This window comes from Actinomyces viscosus (assembly GCF_900637975.1).
Lineage (GTDB): Bacteria > Actinomycetota > Actinomycetes > Actinomycetales > Actinomycetaceae > Actinomyces > Actinomyces viscosus.
This window is the reverse complement of record NZ_LR134477.1, coordinates 1,442,021-1,459,296: the sequence shown is the minus strand read 5'-3', so window position 1 is coordinate 1,459,296 and position 17,276 is coordinate 1,442,021. Positions and strand designations below refer to the sequence as shown.

13 protein-coding genes are annotated in these 17,276 nt (G+C 68.9%); 5 read left to right on the top strand and 8 right to left on the bottom strand.

Annotated elements, in window-relative coordinates:
• Positions 1-83: 83 nt before the first annotated feature.
• Positions 84-311, top strand: coding sequence for a PTS sugar transporter subunit IIB (locus EL340_RS06305; protein WP_009232324.1), 228 nt, complete (start codon positions 84-86; stop codon positions 309-311).
• Positions 312-761: 450 nt separating this feature from the next.
• Positions 762-2,981: a 4-alpha-glucanotransferase gene (gene malQ, locus EL340_RS06300; RefSeq protein WP_126413900.1), complete on the top strand. Its 2,220-nt coding sequence runs from the start codon at positions 762-764 to the stop codon at positions 2,979-2,981.
• Positions 2,982-3,099: 118 nt separating this feature from the next.
• Here malQ and EL340_RS06295 read toward each other — a convergent pair whose 3' ends face one another.
• The 3 genes from EL340_RS06295 to EL340_RS06285 all read right to left on the bottom strand — a co-directional run bounded on the left by EL340_RS06295 (position 3,100) and on the right by EL340_RS06285 (position 4,723).
• On the bottom strand, positions 3,100-3,561 hold the full coding sequence (locus tag EL340_RS06295) for a PTS sugar transporter subunit IIA (protein WP_126413899.1): 462 nt from the start codon (positions 3,559-3,561) through the stop codon (positions 3,100-3,102).
• Entirely contained in the window at positions 3,558-3,788 is a 231-nt protein-coding gene (locus EL340_RS06290; protein WP_126413898.1) for a PTS sugar transporter subunit IIB, read from the bottom strand. Before EL340_RS06290 ends, EL340_RS06295 begins: the two co-directional genes overlap by 4 nt.
• A 185-nt stretch (positions 3,789-3,973) precedes the next feature.
• Entirely contained in the window at positions 3,974-4,723 is a 750-nt protein-coding gene (locus tag EL340_RS06285; protein WP_126413897.1) for a GntR family transcriptional regulator, read from the bottom strand.
• 256 nt (positions 4,724-4,979) lie between these two features.
• Between EL340_RS06285 and EL340_RS06280 the strand changes: the two genes are divergently transcribed.
• On the top strand, positions 4,980-6,428 hold the full coding sequence (locus EL340_RS06280; RefSeq protein ID WP_126415348.1) for a PTS transporter subunit EIIC: 1,449 nt from the start codon (positions 4,980-4,982) through the stop codon (positions 6,426-6,428).
• A gap of 95 nt (positions 6,429-6,523) precedes the next feature.
• Here EL340_RS06280 and pepN read toward each other — a convergent pair whose 3' ends face one another.
• The 5 genes from pepN to EL340_RS06255 form a co-directional block, all read right to left on the bottom strand.
• The gene (gene pepN / locus EL340_RS06275) at positions 6,524-9,121 is read right to left on the bottom strand and encodes an aminopeptidase N (protein WP_126413896.1); all 2,598 of its coding nucleotides are present in this window, start codon (positions 9,119-9,121) and stop codon (positions 6,524-6,526) included.
• A 186-nt stretch (positions 9,122-9,307) separates the two neighbouring features.
• Entirely contained in the window at positions 9,308-10,318 is a 1,011-nt protein-coding gene (locus EL340_RS06270; protein WP_232023249.1) for an LPXTG cell wall anchor domain-containing protein, read from the bottom strand.
• A 716-nt stretch (positions 10,319-11,034) separates the two neighbouring features.
• Entirely contained in the window at positions 11,035-12,138 is a 1,104-nt protein-coding gene (locus EL340_RS06265) for an LCP family protein (RefSeq protein ID WP_126413895.1), read from the bottom strand.
• Between the two features lie 162 nt (positions 12,139-12,300).
• A complete protein-coding gene (locus tag EL340_RS06260) occupies positions 12,301-13,269 on the bottom strand; it encodes an LPXTG cell wall anchor domain-containing protein (protein ID WP_126413894.1) in 969 nt (322 codons plus the stop codon).
• 216 nt (positions 13,270-13,485) lie between these two features.
• Positions 13,486-15,633 (bottom strand): M13 family metallopeptidase, encoded by a 2,148-nt coding sequence (locus EL340_RS06255; protein WP_126413893.1) that lies wholly within the window; start codon positions 15,631-15,633, stop codon positions 13,486-13,488.
• Between the two features lie 98 nt (positions 15,634-15,731).
• Here EL340_RS06255 and EL340_RS06250 point away from each other — a divergent pair, with 98 nt between their 5' ends.
• On the top strand, positions 15,732-16,244 hold the full coding sequence (locus tag EL340_RS06250) for a ribose-5-phosphate isomerase (RefSeq protein ID WP_126413892.1): 513 nt from the start codon (positions 15,732-15,734) through the stop codon (positions 16,242-16,244).
• Between the two features lie 12 nt (positions 16,245-16,256).
• Positions 16,257-17,273 carry an Fpg/Nei family DNA glycosylase gene (locus EL340_RS06245; RefSeq protein ID WP_126413891.1) on the top strand — a complete coding sequence of 339 codons (1,017 nt, stop codon included), beginning with the start codon at positions 16,257-16,259 and terminating at the stop codon, positions 17,271-17,273.
• Positions 17,274-17,276 lie beyond the last annotated feature (3 nt).

Below are 17,276 nucleotides of genomic sequence, written 5' to 3'. Positions count from 1 at the left end.
CGTGACCACGAGGACCGTAGCCGCCCGGCCGACCGCATGACAGACGGGGATTGCGCGAGGACGGGAACCGAGAAGGAGTAGCCATGAGCACTGCATCAGATATCGTCGCCGGTCTTGGCGGCCAGGAGAACATCACCGACCTCGAACCGTGCATCACGCGTCTGCGCGTGGAGGTCGCCGACCAGGCGAAGGTCGACGAGGAGGCGCTGCGGGCGGCCGGCGCCTTCGGCGTGGTGCGTTCCGGCAGGGTCGTTCAGGTCGTCGTCGGCCCGACGGCGGACACTCTCGCCTCGGAGATCGCCTCCCTCTGACGCTGCCGACCCTGCCCCCGTCCCCGGATCCCCGGACGGCCGGCAGCTCGCCCGGCTCGAGCACCCAGGTGCTGGGGCCGGGCGATGTTCTTGCCCGGACGGTGTCGAGCGCATGACGGTTAGGCGGGTCCTGCCCACCGTCCTCTCCTCCGGTTGCTCAACCGGTCGCCCAACCGGCTGTGCGGTCCTGGACACACGTCCTCGGGGCTCGTCATCGGCATCGGCGTGATCCCCGGGCGTCGCGGTGAAACAGTTGCAGCAAAACCTCAGCGGACACGGTGCGGCAGGGTGCACAACCGTCAGCCGCTAGGGCACACTTGGACACTGCTAGTCCTCCTAGCGTCTGCGTCCCGTTCCAACCCACTGGTCTCCTCAGGGTTGACGGCGGAGCGCACCCCTGCTCCGCGGCACTCCACCGCACATCTGCTCACGCAAGGCTGACCCACGCACATGAACGAGTTCAACGACGACCAGGTACCTGCTTCCGAGAGCCTCAAGCACCTCGCTGAGGCGCATGGTGTCTCCACCGAGTACTGGGACTACCACGGCAACCTTGCCTCGCCCTCAAGCGCCACGCTCAAAGCCGTGCTCACCGCGCTCGGCGTGAGTGCCCGTACCGACGAGGAGATCGAGAGCTCCCTGCGGGAGGTCGAGGACGCTCCTTGGCGCCAGACGCTGGCGCCCACCGTCGTCACGCGCGGTGGCGTGGAGTCCACCGTTCCCGTCTACGTTCCCGACGGCGCCAAGGTACGGGTTCGTGTCGAGCTCGAGGACGGCGAGGTCCGTGAGCTGACCCAGACCGAGGACTGGACGGTGCCTCGGGAGGTCGATGGGATCAAGCGCGGTCGCGCCTCCTTCATCCTGGGAGCCGACCTGCCGCTGGGCTGGCACCGGCTCATCGCCGAGGTCAGCCCCGGCTCGGACTCCACCGACCAGGCGGCCCTGCAGGGGGCGCACGCCGCCCCGCCGACCGACGGCCAGGCGGAGACGGTCACGGTGACCTCGGCCCTGGCCGTCACTCCCAACCACCTCGATCTTCCCAAGAGCCTGGGAGATCGTGGCTGGGGCGTCATGACCCAGCTCTACTCGATCCGTTCACGGGGCTCCTGGGGGACCGGCGACACGGACGACCTCACCGAGCTCGCCTCCTTCCTGGGAGACCAGGGGGCCGACTTCCTGCTCATCAACCCGCTGCACGCCGCCGAGCCCGTGGCGCCCATGACTCCCTCGCCCTACCTGCCCGTCACCCGCCGCTTCGTCAACCCGCTCTACATCCGGCCCGAGAACATCCCAGAGGTCGGCCGGCTGTCCGGGCCCAAGCGCTCTCTGGTGCAGTGGGCCTTCGAGGAGGTCAAGGACAGCGACCTGAGCGCGGAGCCGATCGATCGCGACGCGGTGTGGAAGGCCAAGCGCGAGGCCCTCGAGGTCATCTTCGCCGCCGGCCGCTCCTACTCCCGTCAGCGCGACTTCGAGCGCTTCCGCGCCGAGCAGGGCGAGGGGCTGGAGCGCTTCGCCCTGTGGAGCGCACTGGTGGAGAAGCACGGCCCCCTGGAGACGTGGCCCGCCACACTGCGCGAGGCGGACTCCGCCTACGTCGCCAACGAGGCGCACCTGCTGGCCGAGCGCATCGACTTCTTCGCCTGGCTGCAGTGGATCGTCGACGAGCAGCTGGCTCGCGCCCAGTCCGAGGCACTGGCCTCGGGCATGGCGCTGGGCATCATGGACGACCTCGCCGTGGGCGTGCACTCGCAGGGCGCGGACGTGTGGTCCAACCCGGAGTCCTTCGCCTCCGGAGTCACCGTGGGCGCCCCTCCGGACATGTACAACCAGCAGGGCCAGAACTGGTCCCAGCCGCCGTGGAACCCCGAGTACCTGGCGCGCACCGCCTACGCCCCTCTGCGTGACATGGTGCGTACGGTGCTGCGTCACGCCGGTGCGCTGCGCGTGGACCATGTCATCGGCCTGTTCCGCCTGTGGTGGATTCCCGAGGGGATGGGCGCCGACCGCGGCGCCTACGTGCGGTACGACCATGAGGCGATGCTCGGCGTCGTCCTCCTGGAGGCCTACCGGGCCGGCGCCGTCGTCATCGGTGAGGACCTGGGGACCGTGGAGCCCTGGGCCCGTGACTACCTGGCCAGCCGCGGGGTGCTGGGGACCAGTGTGCTGTGGTTCGAGAAGCAGCACGACGGCTGGCCCCTCCAGCCTCAGGACTACCGCCACCTGGCTCTGTCCACGGTCAACACCCACGACCTCCCTCCGACCGCCGGCTACCTCGCCGACGAGCACGTCGAGCTGCGTGAGCGTCTCGGCCTGCTCACCGAGCCGGTCGAGCAGGTGCGTACCGAGGCGCGCATCGAGCGCGACCGGATGACGGCCCGGCTGCGCGAGCACGGTCTGCTGGGCGACGCCCCCACCGAGCGCCAGGTGGTTGAGGCGCTGCACCGCTACGTGGCGCGTACCCCCTCGGTGCTGGTCGGTATCGCCCTGGTCGACGGCGTGGGGGAGCGGCGTGCTCAGAACCAGCCCGGCACCGACCAGGAGTACCCCAACTGGCGGATCCCCCTGGCCGACGGCGCGGGCGAGGTCGTCCTGGTCGATGACCTGCCCGAGAACGCCCGCCTGGGCAGCCTGCTGTCGGTCGTGCGCGATGAGATGACCCCACGGGACTGAATCAGCCGGCAACCGGCTCGTCCCAGAGCCGATGAGACGTCGTGGCGTCAGCCGCCTCACTGGCGGCTGACGCCACGACGTACCGGCGAAACCGGATGAAGCCGGAACGCGTCGGGCCCTACGCCCAGGTCACGAGTGCGTCTCCGGCTGCGACCCTGTGGCCGGGCGGCCTCGGCTCCATCGTGGACTCGTCGCCCTCCAGGGCGATGACGGGGACGATCGGGTTGAGCCCATGGGCCTCGATCCGGTCGGGGGACCAGGTGATGACCGGCTGACCCGCGTCGACCGCCTCGCCCTCACTGGCCAGAAGGGTGAAGCCGTTGCCTCCCAGGCTCACGGTGTCCAGACCCAGGTGGACCAGGACGCTGCGGCCGTCACCGCTGGTGATGACGTAGGCGTGCGGGTGGATCTTCGCAATGGTCCCGCTGATCGGAGCCAGGGCGCTGACGTCGTCACCGGTGGCGCGCTCCGGGGCGACAGCCACCCCCGGGCCGACGATCCGGCCGGAGAAGACGGGGTCGGGCACGTCGTCGAGATCCACGACGACGCCGGCCACCGGGGACCGGACGGCCAGACTCACCGCAGGTCCTCGATGTCCTCTGCGATCGTATCGGCGTTGGGGCCGACAACGACCTGCACGATCTCACCGAGCCTGACGACCCCGTGCGCGCCCGCCGCCTTGAGGGCGGGCTCGTCCACGAGGGATCCGTCCTCCAGCTCGCAGCGCAGGCGGGTGATGCAGGGTTCGATCTCGACGATGTTGTCGAATCCGCCGAGGGCGTCGACGATGCTCTGTGCCTGGGACATGGGTTCCTCCTGGGTCTGCCGGGCAGGTGCCGGGCTCGGATGGGGTGGTGCCGGGGTGGGTGGTCAGGAAGGAGAGGGGGCGCTGTCGGTGCGGCCCCGTCGCCGATACCGGACTAGTGGTCCATACCAGTACTCTATGGTACAGGTCGCCATGGGCATGTCCAGTGCTGATCAGCGACTGGTTCTCACGGCTGCTGGCGAGCGGGGCGGAAGGCCGGTTTGGGGGCCGCCACCGGTACCCACAGCGTGTAGCGGTCGGCCCGGAACAGGGTGCGCGAGTAGTCGATCGCGCAGTGCTCGTGGAAGGTGCGCCGGGTGATGTCCAGGGTGGGGGCGTTCTCCTGGACGGACAGCAGGGCGGCCTCCTGGGCCGTGGCCGCGTGGGCCTCGATCATGTCCTCGCCCCACTGCGGGGCCAGCCCGGCCCGGGTCAGCTCGGCGTAGACCGAGAAGTTCGGGCTGGTGCGCAGCAGGTCGGGGAGGAGGGCGGCAGGGATCCAGTTCTCCTCAATGGCCATGGGGACGGCGTTGGCGGTCAGCAGACGGCGCAGGTGGTGGACCTTGGCCTGCGTCTCGAGCTCGAGCGCCTCCGCCACGGTGTCGCTGGCGGGGACGGTCTCGGCCTGCAGCATGACGACTCCGGGCTCCATCCCGCGACGTTGCATCTCCTGGGTGAAGGAGGTCAGTCGAACCTGCAGGTCGAGCTTTGGAGGGGAGACGAACGTCCCCTTGCCCTGATGGCGCTCCAGGACCCCGTCGACCACGAGGGTGTCGATGGCCTGGCGCACGGTCATCCGGGAGACCTCGAACTGCTCGCACAGCTCTCGCTCGGAGGGGACCGGACTGCCGCTGGCCAACCCGTTCCTGATGAGCTCCAGGAGGTGGTTGCGCACGATGACGTACTTCGCCGGTCTCTTGCCTGGCTTCTTGGGCATGGGGCTCCCCTGGTTGACAGTGGGTGGAGGCGGCCAGAAAGGCGAGCTGGTCGCGACCACTGCTTGCGCTCCGTCGCGTCGACTCCTCTCATTATGGCCGAAGACCGCACTCAGTGCTTGACATTGAAGGGTCTATCGGTTTTTCTGGTTGTACTGGTCCAGACGTGTTCGGTGCTGATCCGTCCCGACTACCACCGTCATGGTGACAATCTCTGACGCGGCAGTGCTGCCGCTTGATCCCGAGCTGGAGAACATCATGTCAGACAAGAAGAAGACGCGAGGCGCCTTCGCCGTTGCTCAGAGGCTGGGACGATCCCTGATGCTGCCCATCGCCACGCTCCCGGCGGCGGGGCTGCTGGTGCGGCTGGGGCAGGCAGACATGCTGGGAGCCGAGGGTCTCGCCAGGAGGCTGTCCTGGATCCAGCCCGTCGCCGATGTCTTCGCGGCGGCCGGCGGGGCGGTCTTCGACAACCTTCCCCTCATCTTCGCCGTCGGCGTCGCCGTGGGCTTCGCCAAGAAGGCCGACGGGTCCACCGGGGTGGCCGCTCTGTTCGGCTACCTGATCTACCAGGCCGTCACGTGGGTCATGTCGCCCATTGTCATGGGCAAGCCCGAGCCCCTGAGCCGTGAGACCCTCGAGTGCCTGCACGGCTTTGATCCCGCCAAGGACAAGATCACCCAGGTGGGACCCTGGAACCACGGCGTCAACCTCTGCGACGTTCCCACCCAGACCTCCATCAACTACGGTGTCCTGGGCGGCATCGTCATCGGCGTCGCCGCCGCCCTGCTCTGGCAGCGCTACTACCGCGTCAAGCTGCCCGACTGGCTGGCCTTCTTCGGCGGGCGCCGCTTCGTCCCGATCATCACCTCCGGCGCGGCGCTCGTCATCGCCCTGGTCATGTCGGCGCTCTACCCGGCCTTCAACTGGCTCATCAACGACCAGCTCGGCGGCTGGCTCATGGATGCCGGAAATTCCCAAGGCGTCGGTGGCGCGCTGGCGGTCTTCGTCTTCGGCACCGTCAACCGGCTGCTCATTCCCCTCGGCCTGCACCACCTGCTCAACTCCGTGCCCTGGTTCCAGCTCGGATCCTGCCAGACGGCGTCGGGAGGCACTGCGCACGGCGACATCACCTGCTTCTTCCAAGGGGTGGGCGGCTCGAACTCGTGGACCGGAAGCTTCATGACAGGCTTCTTCCCGATCATGATGTTCGCGCTGCCCGCCGCCGCGCTGGCGATCTGGCGCACGGCCAAGCCCGCCAAGCGCAAGGCGACCGGCGCCCTCATGATCTCGGTGGCCCTGACCGCCTTCATCACCGGGATCACCGAGCCCCTCGAGTACGCCTTCGCCTACGTGGCCTTCCCGATCTACGCCATCCACGCGGTCCTGACCGGGTCCTCCCTGGCGATCGCCAACCTCCTGGGCGCCAAGGACGGCTTCGCCTTCTCCGCCGGCGGCATCGACTACCTGCTCAACTTCGGCAAGTCCTCCGAGCTCTCCGGAGGAGTGCTCCAGGGGCCGGTCATGATCATCATCATGGGCCTGGTCTACGCCGTCATCTACTACTTCCTCTTCCGGTTCCTCATCGTCAGGTTCAATTTCAAGACTCCGGGGCGTGAGGACGACGACGTCGACGCCTTCGCCGCCGCGCAGGCCGCCGCCGCCAGGTCCACGGGCAAGGAGCCCGCGGAGCCGCGTCGGCACTGACGCTGCTGGCGGGCAGCACTGAAGCGGCCGGGGGCGGGCACGTCATGACGTGCCCGCCCCCGGCCGCCGTGGCGTGGTGACGCGGCTCGAAACGGCTACTGGCGACCGGCGGTCTCGGCGGCCTGAGCCCTGGCCACGCGCAGGGTGTCGTCGAGGTTCTCACGCACGATCCGCCGCAGAGCGGCCGGCGCCTGAGCATGGGAGTCCAGCCAGCCCTCCAGGGCAGCGGCCGGGTCTGAGCCCTCCAGGCCCACCGTGGCGCAGGACCACAGGCCGGTCAGCAGGTTCTCCGCCATGTGGAAGGTGCGCGAGGACCACACGGTGTCAATGGCCTCCACGTACGCGCCCACGAAGGGCACCAGCAGCTCGGGGTGACGCTCGACGTTGGCCAGCCCGCGCAGCACGCGCACCTGGGTCTCGTTGGGCATGGAGGCGTCATCGACGAGCGCCCGCCAGGTGGCCTCCTTCGCCTCCGGTGTCGGGATGGCGGCGCGGGCCTCGGCAGCGCGCTCACGCCCCGTGGTCGTGCGGTCCCGAGCCTCCTCGGCACGGATCTGCTCCTGTCCACCACGACCGGCGGCCACCAGCCCGGTCAGCAGGTCCCAGCGCAGGTCCTGGTCGACGTCGAGGCCCTCAAGCACCTCAGTGCCCTCCAGGAGGCCGGCGACGACGTCGAGCTGCTCACCGGTGACAGCGTGAGCGGCCAGGGCCCGCACCAGCTGGAGCTGCTTGTCGCCTCCGGCCTGGGCCGCCCGAGCCAGCTCCAGCAGCCGGTCGGCAGCTGATGGGGCGAGATCGCGCCGCACGGCTGGGGGCAGGAAGCCGGACAGGCAGGTGGTGATCCGACCCAGGAGCCCCTGGATGACCGAGGAGTGCTCCTCCACGTCCAGGGCCTGCAAGGCCGCCTCAAGGAAACGGGAGGCGGCCAGCTCGCCGTCGCGCACCATGTCCCAGGCCGAGGCCAGGACGATCGAGCGGGGCAGGGACTTGGTGAAGGCCTCGATGTGAGCCAGCCCGGAGGACAGTGAGGTCTCGTCGAGGCGGACCTTGGCGTAGGTGAGGTCGTCGTCGTTGAGGACGAGGACGTCGGCCCGCTCGGTGCCGACCAGCTCGGGGACCTGCGTCAGCTCGCCGTCGACGTCGAGCTCGACGCGGCCGGTGCGCTCCAGGCGCGCCTCGGGGCCCTGACCGGTCAGGCTGTAGCAGCCGATCGCCACCCGGTGCGGGCGCAGGGAGGCAGGCGATCCGCTCGGGATCTCCTGGCGGATGGCCGCCTGGGTGATGACGCCCTCGGCGTCGGTGGTGATCTGCGTGCGCAGGGTCGTCACTCCGGCCTCCTGGAGCCACAGCCGGGTCCAGGAGCTCAGGTCGCGGCCCGAGACCGCCTCCAGCTCACGGAGCAGGTCACCCAGCTCAGCGTTGGCGTAGGCGTGCGCCGCCAGGTAGCGCTGGATACCGGCGAAGAAGTTGTCCCTGCCCACGTAGCCCACGAGCGCGGCCAGCACCGAGGCCCCCTTGGCGTAGGTGATGCCGTCGAAGTTCACCTCGACGTCGTGCAGGTCGTTGATCTCGGCGGCCACGGGGTGGGTGGAGCTGAGCTGGTCCTGGTTGTAGGCCCATCCCTTCTCCAGGGTCTGGAAGGTCGTCCAGGCCTGGTTCCACCGGGTGATCTCGGCGGTGGCCAGGGTGGAGGTGAACTCGGCGAAGGACTCATTGAGCCACAGGTCGTTCCACCAGGTCATGGTCACCATGTCGCCGAACCACATGTGGGCCAGCTCGTGCAGGATGGTGACGGCTCGCCGCTCCACGCGGGCCTCGACGGGCCGGGAGCGGAAGATGTAGTCGTCGCGGTGGGTGACGCAGCCGGCGTTCTCCATCGCCCCGGCGTTGAACTCCGGTACGAAGATCTGGTCGTACTTGGTGAAGGCGTAGGGGGTTGTGAACAGGTCCTCGTAGTAGGCGAAGCCGCGCTTGGTCAGGTCCAGGATCTCCTCGGAGTCCATGTGCTCGACCAGGCTCTTGCGGCAGTAGACGCCCAGCGGCACGGTGCGCCCGTCGCCCGCCACGTACTCGTCGGTGGCTCCGACGTAGGGGCCGGCGACGATCGCCGTGACGTAGGAGCTCATCGGCTCAGTGGGGGCGAAGGCGAAGGTGTGGGCGTCTCCGGAGCCGTCGGAGGCCTCAGCCGGGGTCGGCTCGGGGGTGGGGGAGTTGGACAGCACCGTCCAGCCTGCCGGGCAGGTGACGGTGAAGGTGAAGGAGGCCTTGAGGTCGGGCTGCTCGAAGACGGCGAAGACCCGCCGGGAGTCGGGCACCTCGAACTGGCTGTAGAGGTAGGTCTCGCCGTCGGCCGGATCGGTGAAGCGGTGCAGGCCCTCCCCGGTGTGCATGTAGGCGCAGTCGGCGACGACGACCAGCTCGTTGTCCGCGGCCAGCTCCGTCAGTGCGATCCGGGAGTCCTCGTAGACCTCGGCGGGGTCGAGGGTACGGCCGTTGAGAGTGATGGAGTGGACGGCGGGGGCGATCAGGTCGATGAAGGTGGAGGATCCCGGCGTGGCCGTGAACCGTACGGTGGTGGAGGATCCGAAGACCTTCTCACCGCGCGTGAGATCGAGGACGACGTCGTAGCTCCGGGTGCGCACTGTCGCGCTGCGCTCGGCGGCCTCGAGACGAGTCAGGTTCTGACCGGGCATAGGAACTCCTGTCTGAAGGGGAAATGCGCCTCGTGCGGCGCCGGGCGATTGTCTCACCTTCTTGTCTCAGGCGGGAGGGTCCGCGGGTGCACGACGACGCCGGGGAGACGACACACTGCGTGTCATCTCCCCGGCGCCGGAGACAGTTCCCGTGAGTTCAGGAACAGGAGATCGGCTGAGAGCGGCTCAGGCCTTGTTGCGGCGGCGCAGGAACAGGACCGTCCCTCCGATCGCCACGAGGAGTGCGGCGATTCCGCCGAAGATCATGCCGTTCGCACCGGTGTGCGCCAGGGACCTGCCGCTGTCGTTGGTGTTCGTACCGGCAGCCTTGGTGTCGGAGGAGGACTCCTTCGCGCTTGTGCTCGCGCTCTTGTCACCCTCGGTACGGTTGTTGACCTGCTGGTCGGCTGCGGCCTTGTTCTCGCCGCCCCCCTGGTTGTTGTTGGCAGCCTTGCCGTTGGCCTGGGCCTCCCCGCTACCGTTGGCCTGGCTGTTGCCGTTGGCCTGGGTCTCCCCGCTGGCCTGGCTGTTGCTTCCTGCGTTGTTCGCGGAGCCGTTGCGCTCGGTGTTCTGGCTGTTCTGGCTCTCGCTGGTCGAGCGCTCGGAGTTCTCCCGCTCGCTGGTGGAACGCTCGGAGTTGGCCCTGTCGCCGCCTCCGTTGGCCTGGTTGTCACCGCCGTCGTTGTTCTCGGTGGTGGAGCGCTCGGTGTTCTCCGAGGAGTCACCGTTGGCCTGGTTGTTACCACCACCGTTGTTGTTGCCGCCACCGTTGTTCTCAGTGGTCTGGCCCTCGCTGGTGGAGCGCTCGGAGTTCTCGATGGTGAAGGTGTGGTTGGTCACCGTGGTGACGGTCTGGCTCGTGGCCGTCTCGCTGTGGTGGGAGCCGGTGAGAATCAGCAGGTACTCGCCGTTGGCCGCGTCGGTGGGCGCGGGCAGGTTGCCCTGGAGGTTGCCGTTGGCGTCAACCGTCAGCTCCCCGAGGGTGTAGGTGATGCTGGAGTCGCTCTTGCTCCTGAGCAGGACGGTCACCGTCTCGCTGGCGTAGAAGCCCTGGGCGTTGAAGGTGAAGGTCTGGGACTGGCTCTCGGCGCGGGCGGAGACCTCGTAGGAGCCGGTGATGCGCGTGTCGTCGAAGTAGATCTGAGTCTGCTGCTGAGTCGTCGCCTGAGCCGTCTCCGTCTTGCCGCCGTAGGTCATGCATCCGGCGCCGATGGTCCACCCGTCGGTGGTGGTGGACGCGGAGGAGCCGATGGACTTGATGAGAGCCGCCAGGTCGAGGTCAGCGGTCCAGCTGCCGTCTGAGGCCGCCTCGGTCTTGACGACGTCGGAGGCGGTTCCGTCCGGGGCGTACAGCGCGATGCCGACGGTCGCCTGCTGCCCGGTGCAGCCGGTGCCGGAGACGGTGAAGGAGGTGTTGGTGCTGGCGGAGACGAAGGTCTTCTCCTGGGTGATCCTGAAGCTGCTGCCCGACGAACCGGTCTCACTGGAGCTGCCGGGAGCCGAGGGGGTCTGGCTGGGGGGGCGGGGTGCTGGAGCTGCTCGGAGTGGCCGGGGCGCTCGGGCTGCTGGAGCTGCTCGGACTGCTCGGGCTGTTCCGGTTTGAGTCGTTGGCGAGAGCCGGGGAGGCGATGAGCGAGGCCCCGGTCATTGCGGCCACTGCGCTCGCTGCGGCCAAAGGACGTCCAAGACGCATGTGTCCTCCTAGGTTGCGGGGAACGATGGCTGCCGGCGATCCGATTCTTCACCGGCTCGTTATCTACCGTAACGAGGAATAGGGCGGGGGCGTGGGTGTGTCATGTGATACCGAGCACTTCCGATAGTGTCCTCACTCACGTGAGAAAGGTGGCGATTGCATGGGAAGGTCGTTGAAACGTTGAGATGGAGAGGAATACGCCGGTCCGACACTAGGATGATCAGGAGGTCGCCGGCTGGCAGGTCTTGGGGCTGTACCCGTAACGGGCCAGCAGGTCACGGGACTCCTGGGTGGGTGACACGACGATGGACTCGTCCCGAGGTCCTGTCGGAAGATCGATGATCGTGGTGTCGCCGGCGGCTCTGGCCTTCGACGCGCTGCGTCCCAGCGCGGCCAGATCGCTGAGCCCGGTGCCTGAGTCCAGGGTGATGTTGCCGGCGACGGTGTGCGCTATGTGACGCAGTGCCAGAGGGTTACGGGACTTCTGCCCGACGGCGGACAGTACTGCCTGCATCACCTTGACGGTGGACTCGCTGCGGCGCTGGGCGCCGTCGGCCTCACTCATGGGAACCCAGCTGCCGTCGCGCAGGATCTCCGGGTGCCGGGAGCGGACGAGCGCGAGGGCGTCGATGCCCGTGAGCCTGTGGCGGCCTGCAGAGGTCAGGTTCAGTCCGGTGTAGGCGTCCCGCACCGGTTCCGGGACGTCCACCTCGACGCCTCCCAGGGAGTCGATGATGTCGGCGAACTGGGCCATGTCGATGGTGACCAGGTGGGTGGTGGGGATCCCCAGGCCGGTGCACAGGGCGTTGACCGTGTTCTGCGGTCCGGGAACGTAGGTGGTGGCCAGACGGTCCAGCGTCCTGCCCTTGCTGTTGATGGTGAGGTCCCGGGGCAGGTTGATGACGGTGAGCCCTGTCTGCGAGGGGCGTACTAGGGCGATGACGTCGGCTCGTGTGCCCTCCACCTCCTCAGTGGTGCCGTATCGGCTCTGGTCTCCCGGCACGGTGGCGCGCGAGTCAGTCCCGAGGATCAGCCAGGTCTCGCCCGCCGCCGCAGATGACGTGGAGAGCATGGCGACGTTGACGCGTGCGGGGCGATGAGCCAGGACTGCCACGTCGGCCCCCAGAGCAAGTCCGGCGACCAGCATCATGACGCTCAGTGCAACAGTGATCTTTCGGCGTTTCGACCACTGTCTGCGGCCTTGGCCCCGGCGGCGCTGCTGAGGTGGTTGAGGAAGGCGCGGGATGTCGTCGTCGGCGCTTTCAGGGCGCTCGGAGGTGGTGGGGGAGTCTGCGCTGTGCTCGTCGTCGGCAGTGGAGTCCATGGTCTCTCTGTGTGTCAGCCCCGGGGGAGTGTCGTGGTTTCAGGTGGGGTCGTCGATGCGCCGTGCGGTGTCGGCGGGTACGACAAGACCGCCGGGGACACGGCGCACGACGGTGCCGTGTCCCCGGCGGGAAGTGTTCCCAGTCATACTGGGAGGTTGCTGTCAGGCCTTGCGGCGACGCAGGAACAGGGCGCCTCCACCGATGGCCACGAGGGCTGCGGCGATGCCGCCGAAGAGCAGACCGTTGGAACCGGTCCGCGCCAGCGGCTTGTTGGAGGTGGACGCGGCCTGAGTGGCGCCGGTGCTGGCCGGGACGCTCACGTTGCTGCCGTTGTTGCCAGGGGCCGCCGGGGCGGTGGTGCTGTCTCCGTTGCCGGAGAATCCGTTGTCACCGCTGGGGTCGTCGGCAAGCCTGAAGACGCCGTTCTCGACGACGATGACGCGATGGCCCGTGCCGCCCTCGCCGTAGCGCGCGCCCTCGAGGGTCAGCAGGTACTGGCCGTCAGCGACGCCGGAGGGGGTGGGCAGGGAGCCCTGCACCGCGCCGTTGGCGTCAGCGGCCAGCGTGCCGACCAGGTAGGTGATGGACCGGTCGTCCTTGCCGACGAGGGTCACGGTGACCTGCTCGTTGGGGGAGAAGCCGGTGGCGTCGATGGTGAAGGTCTGTGCACTGTTCTCGTCGGTGGCGACCCTGTAGGTGCCCTCCACGTCGGTGTCGTCGAAGACGATGCCGTGCTGGGCCTGCCCGCCCTGCGGCTGGCCGTAGGCCAGGCAGCCGGCGTCAATGGTCCAGCCGTCGGCCGAGCCGTCGGTCTTGGCCTCGACGCCGGTCGACTTGACGAGCTCGGGAATGTTCAGCGTGGTGGACCAGCTGCCGTCCTCACCGGGCTTTGCCGTCACGATGGTGGACATGGTGCCGTCGGGGGCGTACAGGGCGATGCCGACGGTGGCGTCCTGGCCGGTGCAACCGGTTCCGGACACCGCGAAGGCGGTGTCGGTGGTGGTGACGGTGTGGGGCTGGTCGTCGGCGAACTTGATGCTGCCGTCGGCCAGGGCGGGGGAGGCGGTAAGGGTGGCGCCGATGACGGCGGTCATCACGCTCGCGGCGGCCAATGGGCGTCCAAGACGCATGAGTACTCCTAGATCTATGGGTATAGGTGGCAACCGGTGAGTCGGGGTGTCACCGCGTCGTTATCTACCTTAGCGTTCGATGTGAGGAGGATCCATCGTTTTCTGTGAATGAGGCGTTGGCCTCAGTATTAAACCGCCGTGATTCGTCTCACCCGCCCCGGTGAAGCTGGGTGAACCGGCGAGCGCGGATGAATCGTGGACGAATACTGAGGCCGGTTACCAGATTGACACCCGTTTCTCCGGAGCCAGCCACAGGGCGTCGTCGGGCGCCACGTCGAAGGCCTCGTAGAAGGCGTCGACGTTGCGCACGATTCCGTTGCACCGGAACTCGGCGGGGGAGTGCGGATCCACGGTCAGAAGCAGCTCGGCGTAGTCCGGGCGGTTCTTGGAGCGCCAGATCCGCGCCCAGGAGTAGAAGAAGCGCTGCATGCCGGTCAGCCCGTCGATGACCGGGGCCTGGTCCACGGAGTCGATACCGGCGTCGGCCAGGGCCAGGGCGTAGGCCTTGAGGGCGATTCCCAGGCCGCCCAGGTCACCGATGTTCTCCCCGATGGTCAGGGCGCCGTTGACGTGGGGGATCTCCGACTCCGCCGTGCCCGCGGCCTCGTGCTTGGCGGTGACGACCTCGGGCGTGTAGGCGTCGTACTGGCTGATGAGCGCCCGGGTGCGCTCGGTGAAGGCCTCTCGGTCCTCCTGGGTCCACCAGTCGCTCACCTTCCCGGTGCCGTCGAAGGTCGACCCCTGGTCGTCGAAGCCGTGGCCGATCTCGTGACCGATGACGGCGCCGATACCCGCGTAGTTCACGGCGTCGTCGGACTGCGGGTCGAAGAAGGGCGGCTGCAGGATCGCGGCGGGGAAGACGATCTCGTTCATCGTGGGGTTGTAGTAGGCGTTGACCGTCTGCGGCGTCATGTGCCACTCGTCGCGGTCCACCGGCTTGGCCAGCTTGCTCAGGGAGTAGGCCATGTCGGCCCGCTCCACGCTGCGCACCGACGCCAGAACGTCCCCGGGGGTGACCTCGACGGCGGAGTAGTCCCGCCAGCGCACCGGGTAGCCGATCTTGGGGGTGAACAGCGCCAGCTTGTCCAGGGCGCGCTCCCGTGTGGCGGGACTCATCCACTCCAGTGAGGAGATGGACTGGCGGTAGGCCTCGATGAGTCGGCCCACCAGGGCCTCCATCGCCAGCTTGTGCGACGGCGGGAAGTACCGCTCGACGTAGATCTCGCCCAGCGCCTCGCCCAGGCAGGACTCCACCAGTCCGACGCCGCGCTTCCAGCGGGCCCGCAGCTCGTCGGTTCCCTGGAGCGTGCGGCCGTAGAATCCGAAGTTCTCCTCCACAAAGGCGCGTGAGAGCAGCGTCGCCCGCCCGTGAACGACGTGCCAGGCGGCCCAGGCCTTGAGGTTCGCCAGGTCGGTCCCCTGCCAGACGCCGGCCGCATGAGGCAGGTAGTCGGGCTGGGTGACGATGGCCTCGTCGAGGAACGTGGTCTGCTCGATGCCGGCGGCCCGGGCCGCTGCACGAACTCCCTCGCGCCACTCCTGCCAGGGCAGGTCCGGCGCCGAGTCGACGATCTCCTGCCAGGACATCGGATTGTTCATCTTCTCCACGTCGCGGCAGGTGACGCGGTCCCAGTGGCCCTTGGCCAGAGCGGTCTCCACGGCCATGACCTGCTCGGCAAGGCTCTCGCCGGAGGCGCCGAAGGACCCCGTCAGACCGGCCAGCTCGAGCATCCTGGCCACATGAGCCACGTAGGCCTGGCGCAGCGGGGCCTGCGCCTCCTCGCGGTAGTAGGACTCGTCCGGCAGTCCCAGACCCGACTGACCGATCCAGCTCGTGTAGCGCTCCGGGTCGTTGATGTCGACCTCGACGTCGGCGCCGACGACGCCCATGAAGCCGACCGGCGTCATCTCTCCGAGCACCCTGGCCAGCTCCTTCTTGGAGTCGGCGCCCAGTACCGGCGCCAGCTCCTCGGCCAGGGGAGCGGCGCCGAGCTCCTCCAGGTGCTCCTCGTCCATGAAGGCCGAGTAGAGGGCGCCGATACGGCCCCGGTTCGTGGCCAGGACCTCGGGGACCTCCTGCGGCGGGACGGTGGAGAAGGCGTCGGCGAGCTCCTCGACGATCTGGCGGCAGGCCGCCTCGGCCTCGTCGCGCAGGGCGGTGAAGGCGCCGCTGCTGGGACGGTCCGCCGGGATCTTGGCGGTGGCGAGCCAGCCGCCGTTGACGAAACGGAACAGGTCGTCCTGGGGGCGGATGGAGGAATCAGTGGTGGCCGTCTCCAGGACACCGGCGAGAACCGCGTCCTCGGAGCCGGGTGAGACGTCAGAGGAAGGATCGGGCGAAGAGGTCGGCGAGGCGTCAGTCATAACGGACACGCTAACCCGGTCCGCCCCCGCCGGGCGTATTGACGACGCTCACGCTCTCCTGGTGCGAAGCGCTGTTCGCGTGAGGCACAATCCTGTCCATGCGCATCCATATCGCCTCCGACCACGCCGGCTTCGATCTCAAGGGCGCGGTGATCGAGCACCTGCGGGAGGAGGGGCACGACGTCATCGACCACGGAGCCCACTCCTACGACCCAGATGACGACTATCCCGCGTTCTGCCTGGCCTGCGGTGAGGCCGTGGTGGCCGACGCCGGAAGCCTCGGCATCGTTCTCGGGGGGAGCGGCAACGGAGAGCAGATCGCCGCCAACAAGGTTGACGGGGTGCGTGCGGCCCTGGCGTGGTCGATCGAGACCGCTCGGCTGGCCCGGCAGCACAACAACGCCAACGTCGTTGCCCTGGGCGGGCGCATGCACGACCTGGGCGCGGGCCTGGCGATCATCGACGCCTTCCTCGCCGAGCCCTTCAGCGGGGACGAGCGCCACGTGCGCCGCATCGCCCAGCTCGCCGACTACGAGATGCGTATCCACGACGGCGTCGCCCCTGCCGGAGGTCCCTCCGGAGCCCCCAGCATCACCCCCGCCGGGGCCTGACCGGGCCGCCGCATGCCGGAGGGCCACACCATCCACCGGCTCGCCGCCGCCCTGGACGAGCTCTACGGTGGGCAGAACCTGCACGCCTCCTCCCCGCAGGGGCGGTTCGCCGACGGGGCGAGCCGCCTGGACGGCCAGGTGCTCCTGGGCAGCCAGGCCCACGGCAAGCACCTCTTCCTGCCCTTCGGGTCTCGCGCCGACATGTCCCTCGACGACGCCTCCGTCACCTGGTTGCGGATCCACCTGGGCCTCTACGGTTCGTGGACCTTCGACGGCGACCGCGAGTTCACCGCGCCCCACGCCATCGGAGCACCCCGCCGGCGTGTGGGTGAACGCGGTGAGCACGCCCTCAAGGGCGGGGGAGGATCCGCCCTGGCCGGGCTGAGCGGTGGGGCCTCCGACGCCGTCGGCACTCAGGGAACCGACAGCCGCCCCACTCACCTCGGCCCGGATCCCTATGAGTGGGAGCCGCCCGAGCCGCGCGGTGCGGTGCGGCTTCGGCTCCTGGGCCGGCACGGGGTGGCCGACCTGACGGGGCCGGCGGCCTGCGAGCTGCTGGACGCCGAGGGCGTGGCCGCCGTGCGCCGTCGGCTGGGGCCCGACCCGCTGCGCGCCGACGCCGACGTGGAGGCCTTCGTGACCAAGGCGCGCTCGCGGCGCAAGAGCATCGGCGAGCTGCTCATGGACCAGGCCGTCATCTCCGGTGCCGGCAACATCTACCGGGCCGAGACCCTCTTCCGGGTGGGCGTCTCGCCCTTCCGGGCCGGCAACCGTGTCAGCGAGGAGCGGCTGCGGGCCATCTGGGAGGACCTGCGCCCCCTCATGGAGTACGGCGTGGACACCGGCTTCATCACCACCGTCGACCTCGAGGACGTCCCCGACCCTCTTCCGCCGGACGATCCCGAGGCCGGGCGGTGGTACGTCTACCACCGCACCGGCCGCCCCTGCCTGCGCTGCGGGACCCCGGTGGCCGAGCGGGAGGTGGCGGCCCGTCGCCTCTTCTGGTGCCCCTCGTGCCAGGCCCGCTGAACC

Coding starts and splice junctions, on each gene's coding strand:
- EL340_RS06305 (WP_009232324.1), top strand. CDS start 84: ATGAGCACTGCATCAGATATCGTCGCCGGTCTTGGCGGCCAGGAGAAC.
- malQ (WP_126413900.1), top strand. CDS start 762: ATGAACGAGTTCAACGACGACCAGGTACCTGCTTCCGAGAGCCTCAAG.
- EL340_RS06290 (WP_126413898.1), bottom strand. CDS start 3,788: ATGTCCCAGGCACAGAGCATCGTCGACGCCCTCGGCGGATTCGACAAC.
- EL340_RS06285 (WP_126413897.1), bottom strand. CDS start 4,723: ATGCCCAAGAAGCCAGGCAAGAGACCGGCGAAGTACGTCATCGTGCGC.
- EL340_RS06280 (WP_126415348.1), top strand. CDS start 4,980: ATGTCAGACAAGAAGAAGACGCGAGGCGCCTTCGCCGTTGCTCAGAGG.
- pepN (WP_126413896.1), bottom strand. CDS start 9,121: ATGCCCGGTCAGAACCTGACTCGTCTCGAGGCCGCCGAGCGCAGCGCG.
- EL340_RS06270 (WP_232023249.1), bottom strand. CDS start 10,318: ATGACCTACGGCGGCAAGACGGAGACGGCTCAGGCGACGACTCAGCAG.
- EL340_RS06265 (WP_126413895.1), bottom strand. CDS start 12,138: ATGGACTCCACTGCCGACGACGAGCACAGCGCAGACTCCCCCACCACC.
- EL340_RS06260 (WP_126413894.1), bottom strand. CDS start 13,269: ATGCGTCTTGGACGCCCATTGGCCGCCGCGAGCGTGATGACCGCCGTC.
- EL340_RS06255 (WP_126413893.1), bottom strand. CDS start 15,633: ATGACTGACGCCTCGCCGACCTCTTCGCCCGATCCTTCCTCTGACGTC.
- EL340_RS06250 (WP_126413892.1), top strand. CDS start 15,732: ATGCGCATCCATATCGCCTCCGACCACGCCGGCTTCGATCTCAAGGGC.
- EL340_RS06245 (WP_126413891.1), top strand. CDS start 16,257: ATGCCGGAGGGCCACACCATCCACCGGCTCGCCGCCGCCCTGGACGAG.